The following is a 16,830-nucleotide window of genomic DNA, read 5'->3' as shown; positions in this document are numbered from 1 at the left end:
CCGCCCATGCAGCAGCGACCCGGTATACAAGGGCCACCCCCCGGCTGCCCCGCGCACGGCAACGTCCAGCTCTACGGCCCCGAGTACGGCTCGGACCCCGACGGCCACTACGAGTACCTGCGCACCCTCGGCCCGAGCGCGCCGGTCGACATCGCACCGGGCGTGCCGGTCGAGCTGGTCACCAGCTACGACGCCGCCCTGTACATCCTGCAGAACCCCGCGTCGTTCGTCCGGGACGCGCGGCGCTGGAACGCGCTGAACGAGGGCCGCGTCCCCGAGGACAGCCCCGCGCTGCCCATGATGGGGTACCGGCCCAACGCGCTGTTCAGCGACGGAGCGGCGCACGCCCGGCTGCGCCAGGCCGTCACCGACAGCCTGGCCACCGTCAACGAGCTGCAGCTGGTGCGCCAGACGCAGGCGTCGGCCGACTACCTGATCAGCCGGTTCAGCTCCGAGCGCCTCGGCCAGGCCGAGTTGATGGCCGAGTACGCGCAGCCGCTGCCGCTGCTGGTCTTCAGCGACCTCTTCGGCTGCCCTCCGGAGATCGGCGACCGTGTCATCGCCGGCATCAGCGGCATCTTCGCCGGCGCCGCCGGCGCGGACCTGGTGCTGGGCGAGGCGCTGGCCGAGCTGATCGCCCTCAAGCGCCGTACGCCCGGTGAGGACCTGACGACCCGGCTGATGCAGCACTCGGCGCAGCTGACCGACGAGGAGGTGCTGCACCAGCTCGTGACCCTGCTCTCCGGGGGTACCGCGCCGCTGTCCGCGGTGATCGGCACCAGCAGCGCGATGATCCTCGGCGAGGAGTGGCAGTCCGGGCTGCCGGTGGAGGACGCCGTCACCCAGGTCCTGTGGAACTACGCGCCCATCGCGAACTACGCCGCCCACTACCCCACCCACGACGTGGAGCTGGGCGGCCGGATCGTGCGGGCGAACGACCCGGTGCTGATCTCCTTCGCCGCGGCCAACACCGACCCCCGGCTGGCCGAGCACCGCGAACAGCTCAGCGCCAAGGCCCACTTGGCCTTCGGCGCCGGGCCGCACGCGTGCCCCGCCAAGGACCCGGCGTTCGTGATCGCCGTCACCGCCGTGGAGTCCCTCCTGAACCGGCTGCCCGACGTCGAGGTCCGCGCGCCGTTCAAGGACCTGAGCTGGGTCCCGGCCCCGTGGAGCCGCTCCCTGGTGGCGCTGCCGGTCCGGTTCACCCCGCGCGCGGTCGCTCCGGCGCCCGCGGCACAACCGGAACCGCAGGCGGCGGGCCCCGCGACCCCCGCGGCGGCCCCGTCCAGGCCGGCCGCGCACGGCGCCCCCAGGCACAAGCCGGGCCTGTTCAGCCGGTTCCTGGCATGGACCCGGGGAGAGTGACGAAGGCAACTCTCTTGTTGAAGCGACACCTTGTATGTACGCGTCAAGCGGAGGGTATGCATGGCGGCTGATGCCTAGATCGAGAAAGGGCCGTCGTGGAGACTGCGACAACGCCAGCCGACAGACGCTTCGCCGTCTCCCTCTTCTCCCGTCTGCGGACGGCGAAAGGTCAGACCAACCCGTTCCCGGTGTACGCGGAACTGCGCTCCCGGGGTGACATCGCCGCCGCACCCTGGGGCGGCCACCTCCTCACCGGCTTCGACCTCTGCGACCAGGTGCTGCGCGGCAGGGAGTGGCTGGAGCCGGACACGCGCTGGCGCGAGCGGCAGGGCGACGGCACCCGCTGGACGGCGCCCTCCTCCCGGGAGATGAGCCGTACCCTGCCCGCGCTCAACCCCCCGGAGCACACCTGGGCGCGCCGCTCGGCGGGCATGTTCGACCGTGGCTCCCTGGAGCAACTGCGGGGCACGGTCGCCCGGTTCACCTCCCGGCTCCTGGACGGCCTCGCGGAGCGGCTGCACGACGGCGAGGCGGACTTCAACGCCCTGGTCGGCGAGGAGCTGCCGGTCGCCGTCATCGGGCACTGGCTGGGACTGCCCACCGCCGACCTCCCACGGCTGCGCGAGCTGACGCACGACCAGGTCTTCACCCAGGAACTGCTGCCGTCCGCGAGCCAGTTGGCACTCTCCGACGCGGCCACCGCCGAACTCCGCGGCTACTTCACCGACCTGGTGCGCGAGCGGCGCGCGCGTCCCGGCGCCGACCCCGTCTCCCGCTGGATCACGGTGTGGGACACCATGGAGAACGACCGCGACAAGGCGGACGAGGCGGTCTACTTCCTCGCCCTTTTCGTGCTGCTGGCCGCCTTGGAGACCACGGCCACGCTGCTGTCCACCATGACCCTGCTGGTCCTGGAGCACCCCCGGCAGTGGAACCGGCTCGCCGTCCAGCCCGACCTGGTGCCCGCCGCGGTCGAGGAAACGTTGCGCTACGACCCGCCCACCCATGTGATCAGCCGTGTCTCCTCGCGGGACCGCGTGCTGGGCGGGGTCGAGGTCCGCAAGGACGAGATGGTGCACCTGATGGTGGGAGCGGCCAACCGCGACCCGGCCAGGCACGCGGACCCCGAGCTGTTCAACCTGCACCGCAAGCCGGGCCACCTCGCCTTCAGCGGCGGCATCCACTACTGCCTCGGCGCGCCCCTGGCCCGGCTGGAGGCCCAGACCCTGCTCCACCACCTCGTCACGCGCTTCCCGCGCCTCACTCTGGTCCGCCGGCCGACCTGGGCTCCGCGCGTGGCCTTCCGACGACTGCTGAACCTGGACGTCACCCTCATATGACCGAGCTGACCGACCCCTACCGCCCGTTCTCCTGCAAGGCGCTGCGCGCCGACCTGGACGGCCCCGTCCTTCGCGTCGGCCTCGGGGCCTCGCCCGAGGACGACACCCTGACCGTCGCCGCCCTCGACGACCTCCTCGCCCTGCTCGACGGCCTCCACGACCGCCCGGACGTCCGCGTCCTGGTCCTCACGGCGGCCGGTGACGACTTCTCCCTGGGCGCCGAGCGCACCGAGTACCAGGCGGCGCTCGCGGACGACCCCTCCGGCGCCTCGCTGCGCCGGATCGCCGACAAGGCGTACCGGGTCTGCGACGCCCTGGAGAACACCCACGCGGTCACCGTCGCGCGGCTGCACGGCAGGGTCATCGGCGCCGGGCTCGCGCTCGCCTCCTACTGCGACCTGCGCGCCGGGGCGGACGACTGCCGGTTCCGCATGCCCGAGGTCGGCCTGGGGCTGCCTCCCGCCTGGGGCGGCGCCATGGGCCGGCTGATCGCCGAGGCCGGGGCCGCCCGGATCCGTGAACTCATGCTCACCTGCGAGACCTTCGACGCGGCCACCGCCCACCGGATCGGGCTGCTGCACAAGGTCGCGCCGTGCGACGGGCTGGACGCGGTGGTCGAAGCCTGGGTCAGGCCGCTCGTGCGCCGGCCGCCCGAGGCACTGGTCCTCACCAAGCGCATGCTGGCCGGCTACACCCGCGCCGCCCGCACCGCCGATGTCGCCCATCTCGACGCCCACCTCCTCACGGCCCAACTGGGCCTGTGCCGCCCGGCCAGGTGAGGCGGGCCCTTCGGTGACGACCACCGAAGGACCGGCCCCGGTCCGCGGCCGGAGCGGGGACGTCTCACCGGTCCGTGACCGCGGCCCGGCCCCGGGAGCGGTAGACGACGTAGGGCCGCACGACATAACCCAGCGGGACGGCGAACGCGTGCACCAGGCGGCCGAACGGCCACAGCGCGAACAGCGCCAGGGCGAGCAGCGCGTGGCACTGGTAGACGAGCGGCGCGTGCGCCATGGCGCCGACGTCGGGGTCGAGGGCGAACAGACTGCGGAACCACACGGAGACGCCCAGCCGGTAGTCGTAGGGGTTGGTCACCGAGGAGGCGGTGGCGGTCAGCCCCGCGAGCAGCACGAGCGCGAGCAGCGGGAGCGTCACCCGGTCGCCGCGGCTGCTCGCCCGGCGTACGGCGGGCACCCGCAGCCGGCGGTACAGCAGCAGCCCGAGGCCGGTGACCGCGGCGACGCCCGCCGCGCCGCCGATGGCCAGGGCGACCGCGTGGTACTGGGCCTCGCTGATCCGCAGCCACCGGGTCAGCGACTCCGGGACCATGAGCCCCATCACGTGCCCGCCCGCGACGAGGAACAGGGCGTAGTGGAAGAGCGGCCCGGCGACCCGCAGCAGCCGGGACTCGTGGAGCTGGCTGGAGCGCGTGGTGAAGCCGAAGCGGTCGTACCGGTAGCGCCAGGCCGTGCCGGCGACCAGTACGGCCAGGGCGAGGTAGGGCAGCACGCCCCACAGCGCGATCTGCAGATGCGTCATCGGCGGACTCCTTCGTCGCCCTCGGCGTGTCCGAGCGGGTACGGCACGGGCGCCGGGCCCTCCTGCGGCGGCACCGTGACCCGGACCTGCGGAGCGGCCGGCAGGGTGGCCCGGACCGAGCGGACCACGTCGAGGTAGGGGCTGCCGTGGGCGGCGAGGCCCCGGGCGAGCAGGTCGAGGGGGCCGCGGTGCCCGGCCAGCACCTCCCGGCCCGGCACGGGGCAGCGCGCGGCGAACTCCAGCAGCGCGGGCAGGTAGTCGGGCAGTTCGCCCCGGGCCGGTTCCCAGCCGTGCTCCCGGTAGCGGGCCTTGAGCGCGGCGAGGGAGGCGCCCCTGCGGCGGGTGTCGCCGTCGGTGTAGTGGGTCAGGTAGAGGGTGCGGCGGCGGCTGCGGTCGAAGGTGGTGACGTAGCGGGCCGAGAGGTCCAGCGGCGGGACGTGGGCGGTGGCCCGGCAGAACGCCAGCAGGGGCTCCGTCTCGGGGCCCGGCAGCCGTCCGAGCGCGGCGGCGACCCGCTCCCGGCGTTCCGGCCAGTCCTCGCCGGGGTGGTCGAGCAGCAGCGCGGCGGCCTGGTGCACCACCCGGTGCAAGTGGCTCATCGGGCCTCGCCCTTCCGGTCGGGGAACAGACCGCCCGGGCGGCCCCGGCCGTTCCAGTTGAGCAGGTTGACCCGGCCGCGCAGCGAACCGCCGCCCGCCCCCGCGCCCGCCGCGGCGGGGACGGGGGGCGCGTGGAAGGCCGCCCCGTCGTACATCCCGGGACCCCCGGCGTGCTCCAGGCTGCAGCCGTCCCCGGCGGGGCCGTCCGTGCCGGCACCGGCGACGTAGGTGGTCGGGACGACGTAGCGCTCCTCGTACTTGGCGAGGGCCAGCAGCCGGTACATGGCCTCCAGGCCGTCCTCCGTCATGCCCACGCCCCGGGCGATCGCGGGGTCGCGTTCCTCTCCGAGGTTGACGCGCCGCATGTGCGCGCGCATCGCGGCCAGCCGGCACAGGGCCGCCTCGACGGGCGCGGTGTCGCCCGCGGTGAACAGCCCGGCGAGGTAGCCGAGGGGGATGCGCAGGGCGTCGATCGCACCGAACAGGGCCGCCGGTTCCTCGCCGTCGTGGCCGCTGAGGGTGAGCGCCTCGACGACGGGGGAGAGCGGGGGCACGTACCAGACCATCGGCATCGTGCGGTACTCCGGGTGCAGCGGGAGCGCGATCCGGTACGTGATGACGAGGTCCCGGACCGGGGAGCGACGGGCCGCCGTGATCCAGTCGTGCGGAATGCCGGCCTCCTCGGCGGCCCGCACCACGGCCGGGTCGTGCGGATCGAGGAAGCAGTCCAACTGGGCCTCGTACAACTGCTGTTCGTCGGCCACGGCGGCGGCCTCGCCCACCCGGTCGGCGTCGTACAGCATGACCCCGAGGTAGCGCAGCCGGCCCACGCAGGTCTCCGAGCACACGGTGGGCTCGCCGGCCTCGATCCGCGGGTAGCAGAAGGTGCACTTCTCGGCCTTGCCGGTGGCGTGGTTGAAGTACACCTTCTTGTACGGGCAGCCGCTCACGCACATCCGCCAGCCGCGGCACCGGTCCTGGTCGACCAGCACGATGCCGTCCTCGACCCGCTTGTACAGCGCCCCGGACGGGCACACGGCCACACAGCTGGGGTTGAGGCAGTGCTCGCAGATGCGCGGCAGGTGGAACATGAACGCCTGCTCGTACTCCAGGCGGACCTGCTCGTTCATCCGCCGCAGCACCGGGTCCCCGGCGAGGTGCTCCGGCCCCGGGGGTCCAGCCGCCAGCCGCCCCGCCAGCGCTCCTGGTCCTCGTGTCCCCTCGGATAGCCCTGTCCGGGCCGGGTCTCGACGTTGTTGAACCACGCGTACTCGGTGCCCCTGCGGTTGGTCCACGTCTGCTTGCAGGTGACCGAGCAGGTGTGGCAGCCGATGCACTTGTCGAGGTTCATGACCATGGCGACCTGTGCCATACAGCGCATGTCAGTACTGCACCTCCTGGGCGCGGCGGCGGATCACGGTACGGGCGTCGCGCTGGTTTCCGGTGGGGCCGTAGTAGTTGGGGGCGAACGACAACTGGCCGTAGCCGCCGATGAGATGGGTGGGTTTGACGAGCACACGGGTGAGCGCGTTGTGGACGCCGCCGCGCCTGCCGGTGGCCGCCGAGCGCGGCACGTTCACCAGCCGCTCCTGCACGTGGTACATGAACACCGTGCCGGGCGGCATGCGGTGGGAGACCACCGCGCGGGCCACCACCACCCCGTTGGGGTTGACCGCCTCCACCCAGTCGTTGTCGGCCGCGCCGATCGTCTCCGCGTCGGCGACGCTCATCCAGATGACCGGGCCGCCGCGGGCCAGGGTCTGCATGAGCAGGTTCTCCTGGTACTCCGAGTGGATCGACCACTTGGAGTGCGGGGTGAGGTAGCGCACCTCCACCTCGCGCTCACCGGCGTCCGCGCCCGCCGACAGGTCCAGCGGCGGCCGGTAGACGGGCAGTTGCTCGCCCAGCTCGGCCATCCAGTCGTGGTCCAGGTAGAAGTGCTGGCGGCCGGTCAGGGTGTGCCAGGGCTTGTGGTGCTCGGTGTTGACGGTGAAGGGGGAGTAGCGCCGGTCGGGGGCCTCCTTGCCGGACCACTCGAAGCTGGTGCCGACCTGGACCGGCCGGTCCTGGGTGTCGGAGAACACCACGCGCCGTTCGTGCACCGCCTCGGCGAGCATGGCGAAGCCGCTGCCGGGGCCGCAGCGTTCGGCGAGCCGCTCGAACCCCTCGGCCGCCAGGCGCCCGTTGGTGGTGCCGGACAGCGCGAGGATCGCCTCGCAGAACTTGACGTCGGAGTCCAGCAGCGGGCGCCCGCGCGCGGTCCCGGAGTGCGCGGTGCCGCAGCGGGCGGCCAGCCAGCGGGCCTCCGCGGCCGGCCGTACGGTGACGCCCTTCACGGTCATGCCGTGCTCCTCGGCGAGCGGACCGAGCGCCGCCAGCTTGTCCGCGACGGCCGCGTAGTCGCGCTCGACCACCGTGAAGTGCGGGAGGTTGCCGCCGGGGCGGGGAGCCCAGCCGGCCCGCCAGTCGCGCACCGTGCCGCCGGGCTGGGCGGTCTCGCCGGGGGTATCGTGCTGCTGGGGCGTGGCCACCAGGTCGTACGCCGTGCCCAGCCGGTCCGCGGCGAGTTCGCTGAACTTCGCGGCCAGCGCGTGGAAGACCTCGAAGTCGGTGCGGGCCTCCCACGGCGGGCTGATCGCCGGGGAGAACGCGTGCACATAGGGATGCATGTCGGTGCTGGACAGGTCGTGCTTCTCGTACCAGGTGGCGGCGGGCAGCACCAGGTCGGCCATCAGCGTGGTCGACGTCATCCGGAAGTCCAGCGCGAGCAGCAGGTCGAGCTTGCCGCGCGGCGCCTCGGGACGCCAGGCGACGTCCCGCGGCCGGGCCCCGGGCGGTGCCTCCTCGGCGTGCGCGTTGTCGCTCGCGCCCAGCAGATGGCGCAGGAAGAACTCGTTGCCCTTGGCCGAGGAGCCGATCAGGTTGGCCCGCCAGACGGTCAGCACCCGGGGCCAGTTGGCGGGGTCGTCGGGGTCCTCGCACGCGAAGGACAGCTCACCCGCCGCCAGTTGGGAGGCCACCCACTCGTCCGGTTCGTGCCCGCTGCGCCGTACGGCGTCGCCGAGGTCGAGGGGGTTGGCCGAGAAGGCGGGGGCGGTGGGCATCCAGCCGAGCCGCATCGACTGGGCCACCAGGTCCGCCGTGTGCCGCCCGGTGAACAGGCCCCGGCCGGTGGGCGCGGCGAGGGCGTCGGCGCCCAGCGCGTCGTAGCGCCACTGGTCGGTGTGCAGGTACCAGTACGGCGTCCCCGCCATCTGCCGGGACGGGCGCACCCAGTCGGCGGCCGACTGCAGCTGCTGCCAGCCGGCGTAGGGGCGCACCTTCTCCTGGCCGACGTAGTGCGCCCAGCGGCCGCCGTTGACGCCCTGGCAGCCGGTGAGCAGCAGCAGGGTGAGGAAGGAGCGGTAGATGGTGTCGGAATGGAACCAGTGGTTGGTGCCGGCGCCCATCACGATCATGCAGCGGCCCCGGCTCCGCTCCGCCGTGTCCGCGAACTCCCGGGCCAGCCGCTCCACCGCGGCGGCCGGCACCGAGGTGATCGCCTCCTGCCCGGCGGCGGCCCGGGTTCCGGTCGCCGGCAGGTCAGCTCGTGGCCGTCGCCGGGGCCGGGGTGCGGCGGGGCCACAGGGTGAGGACGCGCTCGGCGTGGTGCTCCTCGTGCAGGTCGATACGGCGGGCCGTCAGCAGATGGCGCAGGGTGATGATGCCCTCGACGCGCTGATCCGCCTCGCGCGTGACCACCAGCAGCCGGGTGACCTCGTGCCGCGCCATGCGGTTGGCCAGCGCCCGCAGGGTCTCGTCGGGGTGCGCGACGACCGCGGGCCGGGCCAGTTCGCCGAGCGGGGTGCGGTCGGCGGCGTCCGCGTGGACCAGTTGGCCGCGCGTCACGACGCCGTTCAGCTCGCCGTCCGGCCCCAGCACCGGGTACAGGCGCTGGGCGAGCAGCCGTTCCGGATCGCCCGCGTCGTGCGCGGCGCGCAGCAGCGCGGTGATCTCGCCGGCCGCCCGTCCCGCGTCGAAGGACACCCCGACGGGTGTCTCCAACTGCCGTACGAGGTGCACCTCGAGCGGGTCCACGGAGTACTCGCGGGTGAGGTGCAGGCCCCGCCGCGCCAGCTTCTCGGTGAGCACCGACCGCTTCAGCAGCACCACCGAGAGCAGATAGGCGGTCGACGCCGTGATGACCATGGGGATCAACGCGTTGACCTCATGGGTGAGTTCCAGGCAGAAGACGATGCCGGTGAGCGGGGAGCGCATGACACCGCCCAGCACCCCGGCGAGCGAGACCAGTGCCCAGAAGCCGGGGCTGACGTGCGGGAAGACCATGGCCTCGGCCGCCCCGAGGGCGCCGCCGACCATGAACATGGGGGCCAGCACGCCGCCGGAGGTGCCCGAGCCCAGCGACAGGCCCCAGATCAGGGTCTTGACCACGAGGATGCCGATGATCAGCCCGGTCGTGGCGTGTCCGGTCAGCAGGGCGCCGATGACGTCGTAGCCGACGCCGAGCGCGCGCGGCTCGACCAGGCCGCCCAGGCCGATGACCGCTCCGCCGATCGCGGGCCACCACATCCAGTGGATGCGCAGCCGGGAGAAGGCGTCCTCGGAGAAGTAGACGAGGGCGGTGGCGCCGAGCGCGAGCAGACCGGCCGCCGCGCCCGCGACCAGGCACAGCGCGTAGGAGGGCAGGCCGATGCGGGAGGGCACGTGGGCGCCGCCGAACAGCGGGTCGGTGCCGAGCAGCGGACCGCGCACCAGGGTGGCGGTCACGGCGGCGACGGCGACCGGGAGGTAGGAGCGGGGCCGCCACTCGAAGAGCAGCAGCTCCACCGCCAGCAGGATCGAGGCGAGAGGGGCGTTGAAGGTCGCCGCCATACCGGCGGCGGACCCCGCCACCAGCAGCGCCTTGCGCTCGTCCGTCGTCACGCGCAGGAACTGCGCGAGCAGGGAGCCGACGGCCCCGCCGGTCATGATGATCGGGCCCTCGGCGCCGAACGGGCCGCCGGTGCCTATGGATATCGCGGCCGAGGCCGGCTTGAACACGGCCACGCGCGGCTGCACCCGGCTGCCGCCCACGAGGATCGACTCGATGGCCTCGGGCATGCCGTGGCCCCGGATCTTCTCCGAGCCGTAGCGGGCCATCACCCCGATGACCAGGCCGCCCACCACCGGCATCACCAGCAGCAGCCAGCGGTGCGGGGAGTCGGCGGGCACGGCGGCACCGAACCCGAACCGGCCGCGGAAGCACAGGTTGGTGATCAGCGCGATCAGCTTCAGCAGCCCGGCGGCCACCAGTGCCGACACGGCTCCGACGGGTATCGCCAGCGCGCTGATCAGGACGACCCGCGGGGGTACGTGGAAGTCGCCGAGGTGCGGGATCTTCAGGGGTGGCAGATGCCGGGCGGGGGAGGGGCGGCTTGCGGAGGTCTGCGAGCGCATGGCTGCTCCGTAAGGGTCTGAGACGGGTACGTGGGCAGGGCGGCCGACCGCCGAGGACGGCAGGCGGTCGGCACCGGTGATCGGTCGGTGGAGGGTGTGGTCAGCGGCCGACGGCGAACGGTCGACAACCGACCGTCGGCGTATCGTCGTCACTCTCGGCACCGGAGCCGTCGCGCCCGCACGGCCCGGCATGACCGGAGCTTATCATTGCAGTCTGCAATGGTCACCCCGGGTGACCGGGGGCATCCACATGGTGGACAGGACAAGGGGAACGAGGAGTCCATGGCCCAGCAGGACAGCGGCCCGCAGCACCGCCCGGCGGAGTCCGGCGCCGACGAGAACGGGCTGGACAGGGAGGCGGAGGAGGTCACCCTCGCCGTGATGGCGGCCTCCCGGCTGATCGTCGCCCTCTCCGCCCGCGCCCTCGCCTCCGTCGACGCGCCGCTGACCCTGCCCCAACTGCGCTCCCTGGTCGCCCTGCACAGCTGCGGCCCGATCAAGCTGGCCGCCATGGCCGCCACGCTGGGCGTCACGCCGTCCACCGCGCTGCGCATGGTCGAGCGACTGGAGGCCCTCGGCCTCACCGACCGGCGGGTCAACCCCGACAACCGGCGCGAGGTCGTGCTGCGGCTGACCACCGCGGGAGAGGACCTGGTGGACCGTGTCCTGAACCACCGCCGCGCCGAGATCCGCACCCTGGTCGAACGGCTGCCCGCACCGGAGCGCGCCGGTCTCGTCCCGGCCCTCACCGCACTCACGGCCGCCGCCGGCGGACTCGACCCCGGCCTCGACGCGTCCGCCGAGGCGGCCGGCTCCCAGGCCTGGTGGACGATCCGCTGAACCCCCCACACCGGGGTCGCCGCCGACTCCCGGGCCCGGCGATCCGTGAACCCGGCACCGCGCCGGGGCCGCGTCCGGCTTCCGGGCTCGGTGGACGATCCGCTGAACCCCCCACACCGGGGCCGCCGCCGACTCCCGGGCCCGGCGATCCGTGAACCCGGCACCGCGCCGGGGCCGCGGTCGGTGCGCGGGGCGCCCGTGACATCATCGGCCGGGGCCAGGACCCCAGCCGTACACCGGCGCACCGTTCGCAGCCGCAAGGAGCACGATGAACCCCGCTCTCACCGCACCCGCCGCGGTGGGCACCGCCCTGCTGGACGACTTCTCGCTGGAGATGACCGGCAAGGACGTGCCCGGTCTGGAGGAGGCGCGCGACGGCATCCCGCAGGGCACCCGGATCAACATCACCTTCCTCGCCGGCGAGGACCACACCGTGCGGCTGGCGGCGGCCCGCGCGGTCAAGCGGCTCGGCTTCGTCCCCGTACCGCACATCTCCGCGCGTCGGCTGCCCTCCCGCGCGGCCCTGGAGGAGTTCCTCTCCGGCCTCGCGGCAGACGGCACGGCGGGTGACGTCTTCGTCGTCGGCGGCGACCCCGCCCGGCCCGAGGGCCCCTACGCGGACGCCCTCGCCGTCATCCGCACCGGACTGCTGCAGCACCACGGCGTGCGCCACATCGGCATCAGCGGCTACCCGGAGGGCCATCCCGCGATAACCGACCAGGTCCTGTGGTCGGCACTCACCGACAAGGCGGCGGCCATCGGCGACGGCCGCTTCACCGGCGACGTCATCACCCAGTTCGGCTTCGACGCCGACGCCGTGCTCGGCTGGCTGGAGGCGGTCCGTGCCCGGGGCGTGCACCTGCCCGTCCGCATCGGCGTGCCCGGCCCGGCCGGCGTGCGCCGCCTGCTCGGCTACGCCACCCGGTTCGGCGTCGCCACCAGCGCCTCCGTGGCCCGCAAGTACGGCTTCTCGCTGACCAACCTGATGGGTACGACCGGCCCGGACCGCTTCCTGCACGCCCTGGCAGACCGCTACGACCCGGCCCGGCACGGCGCGGTGAAGGTGCACTTCTACACCTTCGGCGGACTGCGGGCCACGTCGGAGTGGATCACCCGGTTCCGCCCGCGCGGCTGACGCCGAAGGCTCCGGCCGCGGTCCTGGCCACCGGCAGGTACGTGTCGGATTCTCGCCAGCGGGCGGGGCAGGGGGTGGCCGATGCTGGACGTATGCAGACAGCCACGCACATCGACCGGGAGCACTGCGTACGCGCCGTGCAGTCCAAGGACGCACGGTTCGACGGGTGGTTCTTCACGGCGGTCCTGACCACCCGGATCTACTGCCGGCCCAGCTGCCCCGTCGTTCCGCCCAAGCCGGAGAACATGACGTTCTACCCGAGCGCGGCCGCCTGCCAGCAGGCCGGGTTCCGGGCCTGCAAGCGATGCCGCCCGGACACCAGCCCCGGCTCCCCGGAGTGGAACCAGCGCGCCGACCTCGTGGCCCGCGCCATGCGCCTCATCGCCGACGGCGTCGTGGACCGCGAGGGCGTGCCCGGACTCGCCGCCCGGCTCGGCTACAGCACCCGGCAGGTCGAGCGGCAGCTCCTCGCCGAACTGGGCGCGGGTCCCCTCGCGCTCGCCCGCGCCCAGCGCGCCCAGACCGCGCGGCTGCTGATCGAGACCACCCCGCTGCCCATGGCGGAGATCGCCTTCGCGGCCGGCTTCTCCTCGATCCGCACCTTCAACGACACCGTCCGCGAGGTCTTCGCCCTGTCCCCGAGCGAGCTGCGCGGCCGGGTGCCCGCCGGGCGTGCGGCCGGCACCCCCGGGACCCTCTGCCTGCGACTGCCGTTCCGCGCCCCGCTCAACCCCGACAACCTCTTCGGCCACCTCGCCGCCACCGCCGTACCCGGCGTCGAGGAGTGGCGCGAGGGCGCCTACCGGCGCACGCTCAGCCTGCCGTACGGCCACGGGATCGTCTCCCTAGCCCCCCGCCCCGACCACATCGCCTGCCGCCTCACCCTCAGCGACCTGCGCGACCTGACCGTGGCGATCAGCCGCTGCCGCCGCATGCTCGACCTGGACGCCGACCCGGTCGCCGTCGACGGCCGGCTGCGCACCGACCCGCTCCTGGCACCGCTGGTCGACCGCGCCCCGGGCCGCCGGGTGCCGCGCACCGTGGACGAGGCCGAGTTCGCCGTCCGGGCCGTGCTGGGCCAGCAGGTCTCCACGGCCGCCGCCCGCACCCACGCGGCCCGGCTGGTCACCGCGCACGGCAAGCCGCTCGACGACCCCGAGGGCGGCCTCACCCACCTCTTCCCGTCCCCCGAGGCGCTCGCCGCGCTCGACCCCGAGACCCTCGCGATGCCCCGCACCCGGCGCACCACCTTCACCACCCTCGTGCGTCAACTCGCCGACGGCGCACTCCACTTGGGAGTGGAGTCCGACCGGGCCGAGGCCCGGGCCCGGCTGCTCGCGCTGCCCGGCTTCGGGCCCTGGACCGCCGACGTCATCGCCATGCGCGCCCTCGGCGACCCGGACGCCTTCCTCGCCACCGACCTCGGCATCCGGCGCGCCGCGAAGGAGCTGGGGCTGCCCTCCACCCCGGCCGCGCTCACCGCGCGCGCCGAGGCCTGGCGCCCCTGGCGCGCGTACGCGGTGCAGTACCTGTGGGCGACCGACGGCCACCCGATCAACTTCCTCCCGGTATAAGAAGGTTCCCGTGAAGTGTCACACCGTGCTGGACAGCCCCTACGGCCCGCTCACGCTGGTCGCCGACGCCGACGAGGCCCTGTGCGGCCTGTACATGGTGGACCAGCGGCACCGCCCGCCCGAGGAGGACTTCGGCCCGCGCGAGGACGGCCCGGCCTGCTTCGCCGCGGCGGGTGAGCAGCTGTCGGCGTACTTCGCTGGCGAGCTGAAGGAGTTCACCCTCGAACTCGCTTTGCACGGAACGCCGTTCCAGCGCAGAGTCTGGGCACAGCTCGCCGCGATCCCCTACGGCGAGACCCGCACCTACGGCGAACTCGCCGACGCCCTCGGCAATCCCCAGGCCTCCCGCGCGGTGGGCCTCGCCAACGGCCGCAACCCCGTCGGCATCATCGTCCCCTGCCACCGCGTGATCGGCTCCGACGGCAGCCTCACCGGCTACGGCGGCGGACTCGCCCGCAAGCGCCGCCTGCTGGACTTCGAACGCGGAACGGCGCTGTTCTAGAAGCGCGTTACAGGACGGCCCCTCTGACGGGGCCGCCCTTGTGATCAGACGTCATCTCCGGTGCTCAGGCGGCGCAGCAGGTCGGGGAGGGCCGTGCCGATGGGTTCGCGGACGACCCGGTCGGCCAGTTCGTCGTACGGCGTCGGCTCGGCGTTGACGATGACGAGCCGGGCGCCGTGGTCGGCGGCGACCCCGGCGAGGCCCGCGGCGGGCTGGACCTGGAGGCTGCTGCCGACGGCGATGAACACCTGGCAGGCCTTGGTGATGGCCACGGCCTCGCCGAGCACCACCGGGTCCAGGTTCTCGCCGAACATCACGGTGGCGGACTTGAGGATGCCGCCGCACTCCAGGCATGGCGGATCGGCCTCACCGGCGTCGACACGGGCGAGGGCGTCCTCCATGGACGTGCGCACATGGCATCGCGTGCACACCACACTCCGCGCGCTGCCGTGCAGTTCGAGCACCTTGCGCGCGGGCATCCCGGCCAGCTGGTGCAGACCGTCCACGTTCTGCGTGATCACCCGCACCGGCACCCCGGACCGCTCCAGCTCCGCCACGGCCAGATGCGCCACGTTCGGCTCCGCCGCCAACGCGCGATTCCCGCGCCGCATCTCCCAGGACCGCCGCCGGATCTCCGGATCGCCCATGTAGTACTCGTACGTGACGAGCTTCTCGGCCCCCGGATCCCGCCGCCACAGCCCGTTCGGCCCCCGATAGTCCGGGATCCCGGAGTCGGTGGAAATACCTGCGCCGCTGAGAATGGCTACGAGAGGCCTGTTCATGGGGCGAGAGTAGGTCGCCTGCGTCGCTGGGGCGAGCGAGTATCGGGTCCGTCAATACGATCGGCACCCGAAGCGTTCAGGGCACCGGGTGACACACCTGTGGATGCCCCGGGCGAGCCGGGAAAGGCGCGGTACTCACGGCGCACCCTGCCGACCCACCGGCGTCTGGGCGCCGTCGCCCGGACCTGCGGGCAGGTGCGGTAGCGCTCCCATCGGCGATGCGGGACGAATGCGGTTCACCGGACGGCGATGCCCGAGTGGGTGTGGGGGATGGCGAGAGAGCCGGTGTCGCCGGCTGCACTCTGAGCGACACCGTGAGCTCCGTTCCCGAGGCGACCTGGTCGATGCGGAGGCGCGGTGCGAAACCGCTGCCGGTAACCGTGACCGTTTCGCCAGGGCTCGCAGGGTTGGGACGTGCGTGTGCGCCGACTGGCCCAGTCGTGTTCTCTTTCTCGTACCGCAGCTCGGCATCGGCTCGGCGCCCGGACTCGCATCCCGCCCACCTTCGCCGTGTAGTCGTCGTCGACCTTCACCGACGAGGTGGACAGGCTGAGCCACGCGGTGGGAGTGGATGGCGACGTTGTCGTCGTGGACGGGACGTTGACGTGCCTGACATCCGGAGAATCGGGGATCGCGAGCTGCTTGAGGGTTGTGGCGAGGTCCTTCGGTGTGCTGACGAACCGGGGGTCGGAGGCGTGGGTCGCTTTGGCCAACCAGGCGAGCGGCTGCTGCTCTTTCCGCGGGACCTTGTAACCGACGAACCGGAAGTCCAACGCCACCCCGTTGCTCCTGGCCTTCTTGCTCACCGCCTGCTCCAGTGAGACCTGATCTGCCGTACAGGCGTCGATGCCGTGCGAGGTCACCACCCGTTCACCTCGTCGTTGTAGCCGGCAGCGGCGTGCTCGAACACCTTCATCTGCGGATCGAGCGGCGAACCGGCCCGCGCGGTCCTGAGGAGCTGGAAGGCTGCGTCAACGACCTGTTTCCGTCTCAGAGCCGCGAGGAGAAGGACGGAGCCGGTTCGGCGAGAGTCGAGGGGCCGACATGGCTACATGTACGAGGAGCCCGGCACAGCGGCGTGGCAGCGCAAGCGCGTCGGACCGGCACCGCCCGGGCCTGTACACGGACCGGGCTTCGGACCCGGGGTCAGACGGCGCGGTGGCCGTTCTCCAGTTCGGCTGTGGGGGCGGCTTCGGTGAGGACGTCGAGGGCGGCCAGGACGCGGCGGCCGAGGGCGCCGGGGAGGTGGCCGGTGATCTCCTCGCGGGGGACCAGGCGCCAGGAGAGCAGCTCCTCCTCCTGCAGCCGGATGGCCTTCAGATCGGCGTCCGTGAGGACGCCGCCGTCGTAGAGGTAGGCGACCAGCGGCGGGCGGCCCACGCCGTTCACCCAGTCCACCGCCAGCAGCCGGCCCGGTTCCCGGTCGAGGCCGATCTCCTCCAGGGTCTCCCGGCGGGCGCCCTGGCGGGGTGTCTCGCCGTCGTCCGACTCGATCGTGCCGCCCGGCAGCGCCCATCCCTCGCGGTAGTTGGGCTCGACGAGCAGCACCCGCCCCTCGGCGTCCCGGAAGAGCGCCGCGGCACCGGCGAGGACACGGGGCAGGCCCGCGATGTACGCGGCGAAGTCCGAAGTGGTCACCCCGCCGAGGGTAGCGCCACGCCCACCCCGTCCGGCACCGGCGCATGGTGGCGGCCGGACCCGCACGCGAGTGCCCGTGC

General features: G+C 73.3%; 13 protein-coding genes and 2 pseudogenes. 7 read left to right on the top strand and 8 right to left on the bottom strand.

The features are described 5' to 3' along the window. Positions 1–6 precede the first annotated feature (6 nt). The 3 genes from ACZ7FF_RS32470 to ACZ7FF_RS32460 all read left to right on the top strand — a co-directional run bounded on the left by ACZ7FF_RS32470 (position 7) and on the right by ACZ7FF_RS32460 (position 3,484). Complete coding sequence (locus tag ACZ7FF_RS32470) at positions 7–1,365, top strand: cytochrome P450 family protein (RefSeq protein WP_470816723.1); 1,359 nt, start codon at positions 7–9, stop codon at positions 1,363–1,365. Between the two features lie 95 nt (positions 1,366–1,460). Next, positions 1,461–2,705, top strand: coding sequence for a cytochrome P450 (locus tag ACZ7FF_RS32465; protein WP_470816721.1), 1,245 nt, complete (start codon positions 1,461–1,463; stop codon positions 2,703–2,705). Then, positions 2,702–3,484, top strand: coding sequence for an enoyl-CoA hydratase/isomerase family protein (locus tag ACZ7FF_RS32460; RefSeq protein WP_470816720.1), 783 nt, complete (start codon positions 2,702–2,704; stop codon positions 3,482–3,484). The genes ACZ7FF_RS32465 and ACZ7FF_RS32460 overlap by 4 nt, the downstream gene beginning before the upstream one ends. Before the next feature lie 64 nt (positions 3,485–3,548). On the opposite strand, the gene narI is transcribed toward ACZ7FF_RS32460, so the two are convergent. The 5 genes and pseudogenes from narI to ACZ7FF_RS32435 all read right to left on the bottom strand — a co-directional run bounded on the left by narI (position 3,549) and on the right by ACZ7FF_RS32435 (position 10,279). Continuing rightward, entirely contained in the window at positions 3,549–4,244 is a 696-nt protein-coding gene (narI, locus tag ACZ7FF_RS32455; RefSeq protein WP_470816719.1) for a respiratory nitrate reductase subunit gamma, read from the bottom strand. Continuing rightward, the gene (gene narJ / locus ACZ7FF_RS32450) at positions 4,241–4,843 is read right to left on the bottom strand and encodes a nitrate reductase molybdenum cofactor assembly chaperone (RefSeq protein WP_470816717.1); all 603 of its coding nucleotides are present in this window, start codon (positions 4,841–4,843) and stop codon (positions 4,241–4,243) included. Before narJ ends, narI begins: the two co-directional genes overlap by 4 nt. After that, positions 4,840–6,224, bottom strand: a pseudogene (locus tag ACZ7FF_RS32445) (4Fe-4S dicluster domain-containing protein). The gene narJ and the pseudogene ACZ7FF_RS32445 overlap by 4 nt, the downstream one beginning before the upstream one ends. 1 nt (position 6,225) lies before the next feature. Further along, a pseudogene (locus tag ACZ7FF_RS32440) lies at positions 6,226–8,397 on the bottom strand (molybdopterin-dependent oxidoreductase); the annotation flags it as partial. A 28-nt stretch (positions 8,398–8,425) separates the two neighbouring features. Next, on the bottom strand, positions 8,426–10,279 hold the full coding sequence (locus tag ACZ7FF_RS32435; protein WP_470816715.1) for a chloride channel protein: 1,854 nt from the start codon (positions 10,277–10,279) through the stop codon (positions 8,426–8,428). Positions 10,280–10,561: 282 nt separating this feature from the next. On the opposite strand from ACZ7FF_RS32435, the gene ACZ7FF_RS32430 reads away from it, so the two are divergent. The 4 genes from ACZ7FF_RS32430 (at position 10,562) to ACZ7FF_RS32415 (ending at position 14,330) form a co-directional block, all read left to right on the top strand. Then, on the top strand, positions 10,562–11,119 hold the full coding sequence (locus ACZ7FF_RS32430; protein WP_470816713.1) for a MarR family winged helix-turn-helix transcriptional regulator: 558 nt from the start codon (positions 10,562–10,564) through the stop codon (positions 11,117–11,119). Positions 11,120–11,387: 268 nt separating this feature from the next. Beyond that, positions 11,388–12,254: a methylenetetrahydrofolate reductase gene (locus ACZ7FF_RS32425; RefSeq protein ID WP_470816712.1), complete on the top strand. Its 867-nt coding sequence runs from the start codon at positions 11,388–11,390 to the stop codon at positions 12,252–12,254. 92 nt (positions 12,255–12,346) lie between these two features. Next, positions 12,347–13,828, top strand: coding sequence for an AlkA N-terminal domain-containing protein (locus ACZ7FF_RS32420; protein ID WP_470816711.1), 1,482 nt, complete (start codon positions 12,347–12,349; stop codon positions 13,826–13,828). Between the two features lie 10 nt (positions 13,829–13,838). Further along, on the top strand, positions 13,839–14,330 hold the full coding sequence (locus ACZ7FF_RS32415; RefSeq protein ID WP_470816710.1) for a methylated-DNA--[protein]-cysteine S-methyltransferase: 492 nt from the start codon (positions 13,839–13,841) through the stop codon (positions 14,328–14,330). A 44-nt stretch (positions 14,331–14,374) separates the two neighbouring features. Here ACZ7FF_RS32415 and ACZ7FF_RS32410 read toward each other — a convergent pair whose 3' ends face one another. The 3 genes from ACZ7FF_RS32410 to ACZ7FF_RS32400 all read right to left on the bottom strand — a co-directional run bounded on the left by ACZ7FF_RS32410 (position 14,375) and on the right by ACZ7FF_RS32400 (position 16,750). Then, positions 14,375–15,112, bottom strand: a complete 738-nt coding sequence (locus tag ACZ7FF_RS32410; protein ID WP_470816708.1) for an SIR2 family NAD-dependent protein deacylase — start codon at positions 15,110–15,112, stop codon at positions 14,375–14,377. A 236-nt stretch (positions 15,113–15,348) separates the two neighbouring features. Continuing rightward, positions 15,349–15,978 carry a hypothetical protein gene (locus tag ACZ7FF_RS32405; RefSeq protein ID WP_470816706.1) on the bottom strand — a complete coding sequence of 210 codons (630 nt, stop codon included), beginning with the start codon at positions 15,976–15,978 and terminating at the stop codon, positions 15,349–15,351. A 280-nt stretch (positions 15,979–16,258) separates the two neighbouring features. Next, positions 16,259–16,750, bottom strand: a complete 492-nt coding sequence (locus ACZ7FF_RS32400; RefSeq protein ID WP_470816705.1) for an NUDIX domain-containing protein — start codon at positions 16,748–16,750, stop codon at positions 16,259–16,261. Positions 16,751–16,830 lie beyond the last annotated feature (80 nt).

The sequence above is a fragment of the Streptomyces sp. NPDC037126 genome, assembly GCF_055605965.1.
The sequence above is the reverse complement of the archived record's forward strand: the minus strand, read 5'-3'. Positions and strand labels throughout refer to the sequence as shown.